Below are 14779 nucleotides of genomic sequence, written 5' to 3' on the forward strand. Positions count from 1 at the left end.
CCTTTCTTACGTGCTGCACAACGGCAGCCTCAAATCTGTGCCCAATCTGGAGACCAATCTCCCCACCGGCTCACAATCCGGGCCACGGAGGGCTCGCCCCAGGACAATCCAGCTTTCAGAGCCTAGAGATTTGGATCACGGATGACTAGGCACTCACCGAGACCAGCGTTACGGGGGACGTTAATGGCAAAAGCGGTGCGCATGCCGGAGGGTTTCGTGTCGTTCACCAAAATACGCTCACCGTGCGGCGCGTCCATAATGAGGGTCGAATAACGCAGACCGAAGCCACGCAACGCAGCTTCCGTGACGCCCCTATATTTCTCAGAACGCGCAGTGATGATGACCACCATATCGTTGTCACGAAGCGCACCCCAAAATTCCCGCACCCCCGGCAGGAGTTGGTCGCCCACCCCGCTCAAATGTCCGTTGTGTGCAAAGACGGTCCCGTCCAGATCGATGAACCAAGTGGAACCAAGCTCGCTGATACGAACAGGTCCGCTCATTTCAAAGCCTTGTTGAGATAGTAGATGCCGAGGCAGTAGGACCCGATCGCACTGTCGAAGTCATCCTTCGCGTAGCCCGAAAGAGACGCCCAAATCATCGCATTGATAACCTTGATATCAGCAAGCTTCGGGCCGAATGCTTCCTTGAAGACACTCTCGGAAACCGACTTGAAAAGGCTTTTATCCGTCAGGACTTCGGATATACCGGCATCCGCGTCAAGATAGAGCTTGAATTTCCGGCGGTTGAACCCGTCGTAATTCGAATAGCTGGAATAATAGAGCTTGGCGAAATCGTAACGCGGATCACCAAAGACCTTATGCTTGTCGAAGGAGCCCCGGGGATCGATCAGGTAGATCCGGCCGTCGTCGGAGAGCAGCGAATTGGAAAAGGTACAATCCCCGTGGATTACGGAGAACTTCTCGACCTCACAGATATCCGAAACGATCTTCTCGAGCTCAGGAAGATAGTCGTCATGGAGGTAATTCTTGCACTTCAGGCCGTTGATAACTAGGCTTTTGCGCGATGCGAACGGATTTATGGACTCGATTTCTCTCGTGCGCGAAACGGTCTTGCGAAAATAGACTGAGTGGCAAGCCTCAAAATCAGCCGGCGTGCTGTCCAGCGCGTGCAATTCTCCCAGGACATCCAAGTAGTCCTCGATCAGCTTCCTCCGCGAGGCAGATTCCATTTCCTCGAGTTCGAAGAGGTGCTTGCCCCGGATGCGCTGCATCTCGAGGGGTGAGTAGGAATGAATCTGGGGAATGTGCCTGAACTCGCGAGCGGAAACTTCCTTGTACCAGTTCACCTCGTCCTGGGCGACATTGCGATACCGCTCATCGGTGAGAGTTTTCTTAACAACTTCATCCTTGATGACGATGTTGTTAAAGAACCGGCAATAGCTGCTGCTTTCGTTAAGTCCCTGGATCGTGTCGAAATCACCGACTTCGCGCATGGCGTTGAAGGTGAAGCTGTCGAACCCCGAAATGTTTCGGGACACCCATTTGACGAACTCTCCTCCGGCCGGCACCTCCGCGAGGGCGCTCTTGTTTTTCATGTAGAAAATCCCGGCGACACCATTCGTCGTGGAAGGATTTTCAGCCAACGCGCCTTCTTCAGTCATCGACCAGCGGCAGACAAAGTTATCCGTCAGTACAACTCCAAAATCTGTATCGCGGATTCTCCGATTCAACTCATCATTGAGTTCAGTACCGTCGACAAGGATATCGGACCAAATGACAACGATGGAACTTGCGTCATCGATCTCACGGATGGCCTCATAAATCCCGGAGGCAGTCCCTGTCTCCTTGGTGTTAACAAGCGAGTAGTCGCAAGGCGGAGGCTCCATCTGAAGGTAACTGCGCAGCTCATCGAACTTGTAGTCACCTATGACGATGAATTTCGCCTCGGGAAATTTGTCGAATATTCGGTACAAGATTGGTCGCCCCTCGACAGAGACAAGGCATTTCGGCTTGTTCCATGTAAGGTGCCTCAGCCTGCTTCCGCGACCTCCGGCTTGGACGACAACGTAATCGGGCATGTTCAGTCCTCCGCTTTCTCAGGTTGCAGCTCTGTCAGATGACGAATGTGCACGATCCCGATTGGCTTATTTTCCCGGCAAACGAATGCAGACGGGATCTTGCGATCACGAAACACACTGACCACGTCGGACAGAACCATTTCCGCCTCAAGGACGGTCATGTTCGCGTTGGAAATAGAGTCAATGGGTGCCGACAAATCAAGGTGTTCAACCCCGCGACGTAAATCCCCGTCGGTGAAGATGCCGACCAGTGTCCCGTCTTTGTCAATAATACCCACACATCCCACCATGCCTGTCGTCATCATGACGATGGAATCACGAATGCTCATTCCTTGCCGCACGAGGGGCAGCGGCTTCGTCTGCATCACGTCCTCAACAGAACGTCCGAGTTGACCAAGAGCACCGCCGGGGTGGTGACGCATGAACGCGCCAGCATCCAGCCCGAGGCCGGCGACCGTGGCGACGAAGATCGCATCGAGCGCCACCAGGGCGGAAAGCGTGGAGTACGTCGGTGCGAGCCGGTGCGGCACGGCCTCGTCGGTTTTCGGAATTACAATTGCGAATTCCGACTCGCGCACCAAGGCGCTCGTGGCATTTGAAGAAATGGCCACAGTTGAGATTCCTGCACCTCCGCAAAAATTCACGACCGGAAAAAGTTCCGTCGAAGCACCGGAACGCGACACGAGGATAACCACATCGTTACTGTCCAGTGCGCCAAGGTCGCCGTGCGCACATTCCGACGCGTGCAGGAAAAGCGATGTCACGCCATAACTGTTGAAGGAGCCGCAGACCTTGCGGCAGATATGGCCAGACTTTCCGATCCCGACCAGCACTACCTTTCCGCCGCATCCAATCGCCTCGACTAGTCGCGCGACTACTGTCTCTATCTGGTCCTTGGCACTCTCGACGACAGTTACAGCCTCGGCGGCTCCGTTGAAATAAGCGTCGAAATCAAACACCTGTCATCTCCATATTGCACTGACCTTCCTGTTCTGATCCGCGGAAAGCACACTCGACGCACCACCGCTCAGGTTGCATGTATCAAGATGCTTATATCCGTTCATGCAAAGACGGGGCATCGCGTTCATGTAGCGTGCGGCACCCTCTACTAGTCGCCGAGTCAGTTTCACCTCGTATGCTGTCAGTTTCGTCTCATCATATTCCTGGATGCGGTCCAGAATTTGCAGAACAGCGATATGAACATTCCCGACGTCCGCCACCTCTGACGGCGCAACGCGGTTCACGAGTTCGGCAAAGAACTTCGCGAGTGTCCAGAATTCGAGATCGTTCAGGTCCCTGGAGTATTCCAAAAACATCCGGGACATCCGGTCCAAAGCGGCAGCTTGGTCGGAATCATTGTCCAGCATCCCTACTATCCGCATCACGAGGCCGAATGCATGCCGCCTCTTCTGTTGTTCCCGTTGCAGCAGCGCCAGATTCAAGGTGCCGCGGAAAGCGTGTCTAAAAGGCTTAAGGACCGACTTTGGTGACGTCGGTGTCGTGGTATCAGAATATTTCGCCTGAACCTGAAGCCAATCAAAATAACAATTCGCCGGATGCCGAAATGAAAAACCACCCGCGAAATAGATGCAAAGCGGCTTGTCTATGTAAGAAAACTGATAGCCCTTACTGTAAAGGTCGAAGAAATAATCGTGATCAGCGGATACACGGAATGTCAACGACATCGGGTTCTTGCGAAGGACCGAAGTGCGATAGACGATCGCCTGCTGGCAAACCATGTTATCCAGGTAGGGTTGCGAGCCTTCTCCGAAACCTTCAACAAGATCCTTTGCTGGCATCCCTGTTTTCAGTTTTACCGTGCCGTCGCTCTCGATGTAAATCTCGTCCCCGTGAAGCACATCGACATTGTCCGCGAGGGCCCCCTGGATCAGGTCCATGGTCCTCTTATCCACGAACATGTCGCCGCAGTTGAGAAAGATCACAAATTCGCCTTCGCACAGCGTGACGGCGTTGTTCATAGCCTCGTATATGCCGTTGTCGAAACGATGAACCATCCTGACGCGTGGTACGCCGGCGGCTGCTATCCCGTCTTTTATGCTTTCTATCTTCAGCCGTTCGTCTTCCTGGTCGCTACCATCATAGACTAGCCACTCGAAGTTCCTGTTCAGTTGTTCCCGGATCGACTTAGCTGTAGCGATCAGGTCTTGAGAGTTGTTGCGCGTGGCCGTGACAACAGTCAACTTGCAGTCATTTTCCACCGTTTTACCTCCATGCTTTGATGGTGCGTAGCACTCTAAGGTTTACCAGCCAAGGGAGCTAAGTCACAAAGCTTGAATTTCCCTAAGTCAGAGCCGGATGAGAAACACTTGGCCGGATTCCATGAAGACGGGCAAGAAATCGCGGCCGAGGTCCGAGTCCATGAACCTTTGAAGCGCGAGGCGCGCGCCGATGAGTGCGGGGGTATGGCCGGCATCCTCACAGATCAGCAACCCACCCTTGACAATCTTCGGCGCGAGCTTGCGGAGCCCAACATCGACGGCCTCGTAGAGGTCCACGTCCAGGTTGGCCATCGCGATCTTGTCGATACCTTCGAGGAAATCGTCGGTAATTATATTCTGCTTCTTCACGGTGACCGAATTGATACCGCACTTCCGTTCGAGACGCTGACGCACGATATCATAGCCAGCGCTCTGGTGGCTGTCGGCCCAACGGGTGTCGGTGGAGGTATAGGCGGCATCATAGTCGAAGCCTGAAAACACATCAAAGAAATAGAAATTTCTCCTTGGATACCCCTTTCGGTTGTAGTAGTCGAGAATGACCCCGCCGCTCGACCCGTTGAAACATCCACATTCAACGATATCACCCTCAAGGTGCTGGATGATCGAAAGTGCCTGGCAGAGGTTGACAAAATCCCCAAGTGTACCCGGGTCGTCAATCTTCAGGAAATTCTCTTGCTGTTGCTCGTGAAACGACTCTCGCAGGCTGAAATTGACCATGGGATCGTCGAAACGATAGCCCCCAGTGCCATGTCCGCCTAGCGCGACCCACCTGATTTGATAATCAACGCAGAAGCCGACCATCGGAAGCATGGTTTGCGCGATTTCTTCGATGAACACGACGAGCATTTCGTCTCGTCCATGATCTGCCAGCGCCACCTCAAGCTCCGGCAAGGCTTCTTCGAAGCTCACGATCGGAAAAGGCAAATTCGCAAGGTAGTCCGCGCCCAGATGCTCCGCAATGGGTTCCCGGGCCCCAACCACCATGACCTTACGCGCCATTGGCACTTCAGTCGACAGCTTGTCCAGGTTGTTGCGGACCTCATTCCAGTCGAGCTTCGAAGTCAGAATCATCCTACTTTCTCCTGGCTGTGTATCAGTGCCGTGCAGACGCCACCGCCTCCCAGTTCCTCCAGCACGACCTCGCGGCGTGACATCCGGTAGTTCTTATAGATTTCCATCGAGGGGTAATAGGTCAACAGCGATCGACCAGTGAAATACGCAAGGTCCGTCAATCCGGACCGTACGGTCAGCACCAGATCGCTCTGTTCAATTTCCGAATGCAGCGCCACCAAATCTCCCCCAACTATCCGTGTGTCGATGCCCTGACGGGTAAGTGCCTCCGCAAATTTCTCGCTCAAGGGGGATTCATCACTTTTCGACTTGATATCCAGCCGGCGTGAATTGCCTGCGTTCGAGTGCACCTTCACCACGTTCCACGTCGGATCGTCCAGGACAGTGATCAATTCGCTGATCTGCGTCATGTCGATTGGCACGCTATTCGCGTTCGGCGAGGCGAAAACAGACCTCGCGCCAGAGATCATAGCCATCGCAACGTCACGTGCGTAGATTTGGGTATAATTTCGATCGAGACTCGAAGCAATCCGCGCTTCAGAATACATCTCGTAGAGGTTGACCCAGCTTTCTGACGCGCCGAATAGTGCACCAAGATCGTTTGACAGATCGGGCCAGAGACAAGTGACCAACCCAACTTCGGGCGCGTAGGCCGTAAACCCTCCAGTCAGATCCCCCTCCTTCTTGTGGACCTGACAGAAGTCGAGAAGTTCCGCGACGCTATCGTCCTCGAGGACCTTGAACTTGCCAAGGTCGAAGACATTTTGCATCCCATCCCGCTTGTTGATGAGCTTGGCAAGATATAAGGCTTTTGCCTCGTCGCGCCGAGACACGCAAATCCTGGGCTCGATCCCGTTTGCCAAGCTGGCGATGCAGAGAAGCTGGTAAAGCTGATCTCCGACACCGCCTACTACGAGAAAAGATCTCATTGCTGCCCTCCCAGCTTCCGGAACTTATTGGTCAGCCGGCGCATGCGTTTTTCGATCGAACGCCGAAAGGATGCGCGTCTGCGTCTCATATAAACGCGGAAGGAGAACACGAGGGCTTCGGCAGATGTATAGCCATACGGACCCAACCCTTGGATGTGCCGCTGTTGCCTGCGCTTCTCCAGTATGTCGGTAAACTGGTCGAGCGGATCCGCTCCAGTATCGTGGTTGTTCATAACGTGCGTACCCAACTGTTAAATAGAGGCTATTGATGCTCCTACGATCATATGATCAGATGCCTCGGCTGCGAACATCTCGCGGCTTCAACACAACGGTGAACTGAGCGATCCCTCCCAGTGCAGCCGACTCCGAGATAGATACCAGGCGCAGCGCGGCACCCAGATCAGGCGATGTCTTGTTCGTCGGCGCTGGGGCAAATCGAAGCGACCTGAACGATCGTTTCGACCGTGATGCTCTGGAGCGTCGCCACGACTCGGCAAGGCAGCGTTGGCCATCGCGACCCTCGACCGTCAAGGCGCATAGAACAGTCAATGGATCGATTCGGGCTAATCGCGCAGGGATTGCAGAAGCCTTTGTCAGCATGGACCGAGATTGTTCCGACTTGTCAACGCTCGCCATCGCAGGCTGTAGCAAGGCAGGATGTAACAGCATCAGCAACGGCTCCATTAGGATGTCAGGAACCTTCGTAGAGAAACCATGGTCCTTTCGGGTTCCCTATAGAGAAGTTACCGAAACGGCACAAGAGGCGCTACAACGTATCATAGAAGCTTGCCTGAACTTCGCAGTTGCGACCTGACGCGTCGTGTTTTCGTGCGCCTCGAGCAGGTCGAGGATTGTTCCGATACAAGCACCCATTGGAGCGATGCGTTATCCTTTATCCTTTCAACTTTGGAGAACCAATTTGCCGGCCGTCATGGACAATATCGGGAGGATGCTAGCTTTCGGTAGGTGATAGCGTGTAGTGACAGACGCTTTTGCCTCTGCGATTGAAGTATTGCGCGATCTTTATCTCGACGATACGACATTGCCTGATAATAGGTACAACATCATACTGAGGATGCGGCTCACAAGACGGCTGCACTTCGCTGAGCGGTGTGAGCCCCGAACGACCGCCGGCAATCATTCGGACAGCGCCATACCTACCACCTTCCTGCCTGCTCGCAGGGTCTGTGGTCGGCCCCAAGCACTTCGTTAAAGTCTGACCTGAATTTGCCGCGCAGGAAGGAAATACTGGCCGCTGAGAGCTACACGCGAGAATTTTCGCTTGCTTGCGCCGGTTTTTATGGTAGTCGGCGCCCTTAGTGCGTATCAGGGTCCACCCTGGACGCTTAACAATTTGTAAGGATTTCAGATGAAGAAGGCACTGATCACCGGCATCACGGGCCAGGACGGCTCCTACCTGACCGAATTCCTGCTCGCTAAAGGCTACGAGGTTCACGGGATTAAGCGCCGGGCGTCGCTGTTTAATACACAACGCGTCGATCATCTCTACGAAGATCCGCACACCCCTGAGCAGCGCCTGAAGCTACATTATGGCGACCTAACCGACACCTCGAACCTGACCCGAATTATAAGCGACATCAAACCTGACGAGATCTACAATCTAGGCGCACAAAGCCACGTGGCGGTGAGCTTCGAGGCGCCTGAGTACACTGCAGACACCGATGCAGTCGGCGCGCTGCGTCTATTAGAAGCGATCCGCTTCCTCGGACTTGAGAGGAAGACGCGCTTCTATCAGGCGTCGACCTCCGAGCTTTACGGCCTAGTGCAGGAAATTCCACAGTCCGAAACGACACCGTTCCACCCAAGGTCACCTTATGCTGTCGCTAAGCTCTATGCCTACTGGATCACGGTGAACTACCGCGAAGCCTACGGAATGTATGCTTGCAACGGTATTCTCTTTAATCATGAGAGCCCACGGCGCGGCGAAACCTTCGTCACTCGCAAAATCACCCGTGGGTTGTGCCATATCGCCCTCGGATTGGAGCCTTGCCTTTACATGGGCAACATAGACGCGCTACGCGATTGGGGTCACGCGAAGGACTACGTTCGCATGCAGTGGATGATGCTTCAGCAGGACACGCCTGAGGATTTCGTCATCGCAACCGGCAAGCAGTACTCGGTACGTGAGTTCATCGTTTGGTCGGCAGCGGACCTCGGAATCACGCTGCGGTTCCATGGGCAAGGCACGGAGGAGGTTGGCATCGTCGAGGCCGTGGAAGGCACCCTCGCGCCGTCGGTTCGTCCTGGCGACGTAATCGTCCGCATCGATCCGCGCTACTTCCGCCCCGCCGAGGTTGAGACCCTGCTAGGCGACCCCACCAAGGCCAAGGAAAAGCTCGGCTGGGAGCCTGAAATCACTACCCGCGAGTTGTGCCGCGAAATGGTGGAGGAGGACTACAAGGCCGCACGCCGCCATGCGCTGCTACGCGAGCATGGCCTCGAACTTCCTGTATCGATCGAAACCTGAGGTAGCCATGAAATATTATGTTGCAGGCCATCGGGGCATGGTTGGGAGTGCGATCTTACGCCAGCTACAGGCGCAGGGAGCTGAAATCATCAGCCGCACGCACGCAGAACTGAACCTCGTGGACCAGGCGGCGGTGCGGGCGTTTTTCGAGGCAGAACGCCCCGATGCGGTGATACTCGCGGCCGCCAAGGTGGGCGGTATTCACGCAAACAACACCTACCCAGCCGAGTTCATCTACGAAAACCTGATGATGGAGGCAAACGTCATCAACTCGGCTTACCGGGCGGGAATCCAGCGCCTTCTGTTCCTCGGGTCGTCCTGCATCTATCCGCGCCTTGCGCCGCAACCCATGCGCGAAGATGCTCTACTGACCGGAACACTCGAGGCCACGAACGAACCCTATGCCGTCGCTAAGATTGCTGGCATCAAGCTTTGCGAGAGCTACAATCGACAGTACGGCACCGACTACCGTAGCGTGATGCCAACAAACCTTTACGGCACAGGTGACAACTTTCACCCCGAAAACAGCCACGTCCTGCCCGCTCTGATGCGACGCTTCCATGAAGCGGCCCGGACCCGCGCGGAAGAGGTCGTGGTATGGGGTAGCGGCACCCCCCGGCGCGAATTCCTGCATGTCGACGATATGGCGGAAGCATCACTGTTCGTATTGCACCTCGACGCGGAGGTCTACGCAGCAAATACGCAACCTACTTTGAGCCACATCAACGTCGGCACCGGCACGGATGTCAGCATCAACGAACTGGCGCATATGCTCGCTGCGGTGACCGGTTATACTGGACGGATTACCTTCGACACTTCCAAGCCCGATGGTACCCCACGCAAGCTAATGGATGTCTCACGGCTAACCTCAATGGGATGGACCGCGAACATACCGCTGGAGCGAGGTATCGAGGATACGTACCGTTGGTTTCACGACCACGCGGCGGATTTACGTCAGGTATGAGGCGCGGAGCTGATCGTAGTAACTCTTGCCCCCGGCGCGGTGCGCCTCAGCGCGAGACGAGTCCGCTATGATCCGGTAGGTAAGCGCAACGCGCCTTATTCCCAAGGATTAATTTGCAGAAAGGTGAGGTGTGGTCTGCATTGTCAGGTGGTCCGTCGAAACGTCAGCCTCTTATTCGAGCGGACGATACCGCCCATCAAGACCCTAACCGTGGCACGACAGTGCACACAAGAGATTTGCACCAATCACGTAAACGAAAAACTTAGCTCTTCGGCGTTCGAACTGAACCAATTGCGTCAATAATTTCCTCTGCAACATTTCTCCAAGTGCGCATTTGCTCTCGGGAGGCTGCAATTTTTCTTCTCAAGTTTCCGTATTCGGTAGGATTTTCAAGAAGTACCTGAAGTAGGTCCGCGAGCTCCTCGGGTTTTTCCGGATCGAAATAACGCGCCAGGTCACCTCCGGCCTCCCTCAAGGCAGGCACATCAGCCGCGAGGGCGGGAGTTCCGCACCACAGTGCCTCGCTTACCGGTAATCCCCATCCTTCCATTCGACTTGGCAACAAAAGCGCACAAGCCTTTTCATATAAGAGACGCAACTCCGCCTGGTTCGGATTTAAAACAAATCGGAACTTCTCGGTAAGCGGTGAATATTTCTTCTTTTTCAGGAATTTTTCGACTCTCTTCCGACGAGCGCCCGCCAGCACGAGTTCAGGTACCTCCACCCCTTTTTTATGGAGATGAAGCATAGCGTCCACTACGCATTCAAGATTCTTTCGCCCATTGTATATTCCAACACAAAGAAGGTAAGCGGTTTCGGGCCCTCGTTTCTTAACAACTTCATTGGTAGGGCGTAGCTCATGACTGAGTGGAATAGCGATAACCTGCGGAACCTTAGGCAAGACTCCAACATCTGAAAAATGATTAACCTCTGACGCGGTGAACTCAGAATTCGTTAAAATTAAAGACGCCGCGGTAATCGTCACTGAATTGTCGTAGAGAAAGTTTCGCGGAAAAGTAAATTGATTTCGATGAGTGAAATCATGCAACGGAATCATATCGTGCAGGAGCGGAACGAAAATCGGTTTAGTCCCACTCTCGGCCAGAGCCATCAGATAGTCCGACATTATCTTTGGGCGACCTAAAGATACGAGAATATGATCATTGAGATCAACGTCTCTTACGGCGCCTTCCGGAATATTAGACCAGCGCTTCGTATTTCGATATCTAACTATTTGATGCAGCAGTCCGTAGACCGCTTTTTTCAAGGGGCTCTGATCATACAGATTTTGACGAAGACGTAATGGCGTCGCCGATGGAGGTATATTGGGATCAAGAACACCAGTTGGTGAAGCATCACCCGTCCTAGGGAATACCTCAAAAAAACGGCGATGCAATGGAGAGTAAATTACGAACCGGATTGACCCATCAAGCTTCGTAAGCTCATACGCAACCTCCATAACGGTTCTGGCGATTCCGTAATACTTAAACCTCACACTCGAGTTCAGAAACAATTCTGATAAATCGTAAAATACATCTGGCATTCGCTGATCTACCTGCCTTGAAATGGCCTGATGAACGCCATCGAGAGCCTACTTATGATTTCGCGCCTACCCAGCAAGTGCATACGTTCAGACGAAAGCCACATTGCGCCGATATAGATTTCGACCGGGGAGCTTGTCAATCGTGTACCCCGTCAAAGCATCGGAACAAAACTTTGACGCCATTGCAGGTGCATTGCGTCCAAGGGAGTACGGAAATGTTGACACTCCTAAGCCCGAGGATTATTGCCTTGCCCAGCTAAGCTATCAGAGCCTCGCTCACACGCTAACCGAAAGTGCGCCGTAGAACTTTGTATTCGGCACCACATAAGAATGCGAAAATTCCGTATGGTGGCAAATGCAAAGTTCAGAGAAGAGTCTGGGTAGGCGTCGATGTTGAATAAGGGTTTTTCTGTGATCGGATCGTTTTTGTCGCCAAACGACAAAAAGTTGCTGACGCGACTTTTCAAAGAGAATTTCAAAAAGCACGTAGGGTGGTACTCCGCGGCGATTGTTGCAATGCTTGTCGTCGCAGGAATGACATCGTTGAGCGCCTGGATCATGCGCGACATCGTAAACAGCGTTTATTTGAAACAAGGTTTCAATGTTGTTCTCAATATCGCTTTTGCGGTAGCGGCAATTTTTATTATCAAGGGAGCCGCGACTTTTGTACAGAGCTTTTACTTAAGCAAAGCGGGGAACAGTATTGTCGCCGAGCAGCAAAGAAAAATCTATGATCGGCTCTTGAAACAAGGCGTCTCCTTCTTTCAGAATCTGCCGTCATCTGAGTTGCTCGTTCGTGTTACCTATAACGCTCAAGCGGCGCGCAACGTTATAGACACAATCGTTACCTCTTTTGTCCGCGATCTCTTTTCCCTTCTCGGTCTAATCGTAGTGATGTTTGCGCAAAATTTTCTTTTGAGCGCGATTTCCATGATCATAGGCCCTCTCGCAATTTTTAGCGTTCGCCTCGTTCTGCGCCGGGTCCGCAAGATCATGGAAGCGGAACTCGCTTCCCTCGGTGAAATCGTCAATGTTGTTCAGGAAACCAGCATCGGCGTTCGCGTCATCAAGGCTTTCTCACTCGAAAAGCTGATGCGCCAACGCATGAACAAGGCAGTGTCAGACGTTGAACAGCGCGCCAACGGCATCGCTAGGCTTGAAGCAGCAACCAGCCCGATCATGGAGACCTTGTCCGGTCTCGCAATCGCTGTGGTTATCGCAGTCTCAGGCTATACCGTACTCGAAAAGGGCGGATCGCCAGGTGACTTGATGGCCTTCATCACTGCGCTTCTGCTAGCTTATGAACCTGCAAAGCGCCTGGCGCGCATGCGTGTACAAATTGAAAGCGGCATGATCGGCGTACGTATGATGTTCGAGGTGTTGGATGCACCGCTGACTCTCACCGAAAAGAAAGATGCCGTTGCACTTCCCAAGGCAAGCGGCGACGTCGAACTCAAGAATGTCAGCTTTGAATACGTTTCCGGGCAGCCAGTTCTCAAGGATGTCAGCATCCTTTTCGAAGGTGGCAAGATGACAGCGTTGGTCGGTCCCTCTGGAAGTGGAAAATCGACCATCATTAACCTTATGATGCGCCTTTATGATCCGCAGAACGGCTCCGTTGAAATCAACGGGACGAATCTGCGCGATGTTTCCTTTGCCAGCCTGCGCCAGCATGTTTCGTACGTCGGGCAGGAAACTTTCCTGTTCTCCGGTACCATCCGGCACAATATCTCCGTTGGCCGCGACAATGCGACGGACCAAGAAATCGTTGCCGCTGCGAAGGCCGCGAATGCCCATGATTTCATCATGAAGATGCAGGATGGATACGACACAAAGCTTGGAGAGAACGGTTCGGGCCTATCGGGCGGTCAGCGGCAGCGCGTAGCGATTGCGCGTGCCATGCTTAGAGATGCTGATATTCTCATTCTAGACGAAGCAACGAGCGCACTGGATTCGGAGTCTGAGTCGCTCGTTCGTGATGCTCTAGAGCGCCTAACGCTGAACAAGACTTCAATAGTCATCGCCCATCGCCTCTCCACCATCAATCGCGCCGACAAGATTGTCGTTATGGACAATGGCGAAGTGGTCGAGCAGGGAAGCCGCCGTGAATTGCTGGCGAATGATGGTCTCTACAAGCGGCTTCACAGCATCCAGTTCGATGCGGATGTCGCGTGATCACCAAACCCAAGTGACAACTGCGACGCCACTAGCGGCGTCGGCAGATCGCTTGATTGCGGCACAGTGACGGGTGATTATCTGGTTGCTCAATGGTCCAGTATTAGTTTGCCGTCGCCAGCACGGCCTCTGCCTCATAGATGGCGCAGACGATGTGATAAAACGTGCTTGCCGGCGCCGGTTCGTCGAGCATCGGCCGGTCCGCCGGCCATTTGTCGAACCACAGGCCTTTGACCGGCGTGTCGAGGAAAGGCTGCAGCGCGCCGATGGCGCTCAGGCCAGAGGCAAGGTAACGCTGCCGCTCCTCACCATCAGTCACACTGGCAAGCCGCACCGCCGCCTTCAGCCATTCCGTCTGCGGCCATAGTCGCGCAAGCCCGTCACGCATCGAAAAATCGTCGTAAAGGCTCATCACCGCCACCTTGCGGCGCGGGCAGATACCGTGCTCCTCGCCGATCTCGAACAGGCGTTTTGCCTTCCTGATCGCTTCTTCGTTTCCACGCAGGCTGCCCCAGCGCACCAGAAGCCAGGCCCATTCGAACTGGTGGCCCGGCTCCATGATCCGGCCCTTCTCACCCTCGCAAGGCGTCCAGTCATGGGCGAAGAATTCGCGCAGGCCGCCATTGCCGTCATCGATGAAGCGGGAAAGTGCGAGGCCGGCAATCTCGTCCGCCAGCGCCGACCACGGGCCGTCACGATCCTGTTCTTCCCAGGCCAGCATCGCTTCGAAAAGATGCATATGCGGATTGGAGCAAAGCGGTGTGCGCGGCGGGTTCGCCTCCTCGAAGCCGGCGATGGGATGTCTGTAGTCGCGCTCGAGAATGGCAAGGATTTCGAGCGCGTGGCTGCGCATCTCATTCCTCCGCTCGGGAAGGATCGCAGCTGTCTGTGCTGCGGCGAAAAGCGCAAAAGCCTGGTTGTAGAGATCGAAGGAGGGGTCGATCAGTTTTCCGGTCTGGTCGGCCAGGTTGCCGTAAAGGCCGTTTTCAAGGCGATAGACCTTCTCGAACCAGGACAGCCCGTGCAACACTGCGTCTTTCCAGGGTCCATGCCAGCCATGCTGGCCGGCGGCGGCATAACAATAAGCCTGGCGCGGCTGGACGCGGGCGCGGCGGTCATCGGAAAAAACCGGTTTCGCATCCTGACCGAGACGCTCGTAAAAGCCGCCATCCGGCCGGGCTGACCCCGCCTCCCACCACAATGGCAGGGCGTCCTCATCCAGCCATTTGCGTAATGTTCCGATCTCCTCGGCAAGTGTCTGCGCGATACTCGGAAATTGCACGGTCATGCGGTAACTCTCTCTTGGGGTGTATCCGTGGCACCCATAC

At 54.2% G+C, this 14779-nt stretch carries 11 protein-coding genes; 3 read left to right on the forward strand and 8 right to left on the reverse strand.

The window, feature by feature from the left end:
- Positions 1–122: 122 nt before the first annotated feature.
- From ASB65_RS23665 to ASB65_RS23690, 6 genes are all read right to left on the reverse strand, one after another.
- Positions 123–503: a hypothetical protein gene (locus ASB65_RS23665; protein ID WP_060725490.1), complete on the reverse strand. Its 381-nt coding sequence runs from the start codon at positions 501–503 to the stop codon at positions 123–125.
- Positions 500–2041, reverse strand: coding sequence for an NTP transferase domain-containing protein (locus ASB65_RS23670; protein WP_080868640.1), 1542 nt, complete (start codon positions 2039–2041; stop codon positions 500–502). Before ASB65_RS23670 ends, ASB65_RS23665 begins: the two co-directional genes overlap by 4 nt.
- A gap of 2 nt (positions 2042–2043) precedes the next feature.
- The gene (locus tag ASB65_RS23675) at positions 2044–3000 is read right to left on the reverse strand and encodes an SIS domain-containing protein (RefSeq protein ID WP_060725492.1); all 957 of its coding nucleotides are present in this window, start codon (positions 2998–3000) and stop codon (positions 2044–2046) included.
- A 3-nt stretch (positions 3001–3003) separates the two neighbouring features.
- Entirely contained in the window at positions 3004–4260 is a 1257-nt protein-coding gene (locus ASB65_RS23680; protein WP_080868639.1) for a glycosyltransferase, read from the reverse strand.
- Between the two features lie 87 nt (positions 4261–4347).
- On the reverse strand, positions 4348–5352 hold the full coding sequence (locus tag ASB65_RS23685) for a TylF/MycF/NovP-related O-methyltransferase (RefSeq protein ID WP_060725494.1): 1005 nt from the start codon (positions 5350–5352) through the stop codon (positions 4348–4350).
- Entirely contained in the window at positions 5349–6281 is a 933-nt protein-coding gene (locus ASB65_RS23690) for a hypothetical protein (RefSeq protein WP_060725495.1), read from the reverse strand. Before ASB65_RS23690 ends, ASB65_RS23685 begins: the two co-directional genes overlap by 4 nt.
- A 1369-nt stretch (positions 6282–7650) precedes the next feature.
- On the opposite strand from ASB65_RS23690, the gene gmd reads away from it, so the two are divergent.
- Both gmd and fcl read left to right on the forward strand, forming a co-directional pair.
- Complete coding sequence (gene gmd, locus ASB65_RS23700) at positions 7651–8769, forward strand: GDP-mannose 4,6-dehydratase (RefSeq protein WP_060725497.1); 1119 nt, start codon at positions 7651–7653, stop codon at positions 8767–8769.
- Between the two features lie 7 nt (positions 8770–8776).
- Positions 8777–9733: a GDP-L-fucose synthase gene (fcl, locus tag ASB65_RS23705; protein WP_060725498.1), complete on the forward strand. Its 957-nt coding sequence runs from the start codon at positions 8777–8779 to the stop codon at positions 9731–9733.
- Between the two features lie 262 nt (positions 9734–9995).
- Here fcl and ASB65_RS23710 read toward each other — a convergent pair whose 3' ends face one another.
- The gene (locus ASB65_RS23710) at positions 9996–11276 is read right to left on the reverse strand and encodes a glycosyltransferase family 4 protein (protein WP_060725499.1); all 1281 of its coding nucleotides are present in this window, start codon (positions 11274–11276) and stop codon (positions 9996–9998) included.
- Between the two features lie 411 nt (positions 11277–11687).
- Here ASB65_RS23710 and ASB65_RS23715 point away from each other — a divergent pair, with 411 nt between their 5' ends.
- The gene (locus ASB65_RS23715) at positions 11688–13451 is read left to right on the forward strand and encodes an ABC transporter ATP-binding protein (protein ID WP_060725532.1); all 1764 of its coding nucleotides are present in this window, start codon (positions 11688–11690) and stop codon (positions 13449–13451) included.
- Between the two features lie 103 nt (positions 13452–13554).
- Here the strand turns inward: ASB65_RS23715 and ASB65_RS23720 are convergent, their stop codons facing one another.
- Complete coding sequence (locus ASB65_RS23720; protein WP_060725500.1) at positions 13555–14739, reverse strand: AGE family epimerase/isomerase; 1185 nt, start codon at positions 14737–14739, stop codon at positions 13555–13557.
- Positions 14740–14779 lie beyond the last annotated feature (40 nt).

This window comes from Agrobacterium tumefaciens str. B6 (genome assembly GCF_001541315.1).
Lineage (GTDB): Bacteria > Pseudomonadota > Alphaproteobacteria > Rhizobiales > Rhizobiaceae > Agrobacterium > Agrobacterium radiobacter.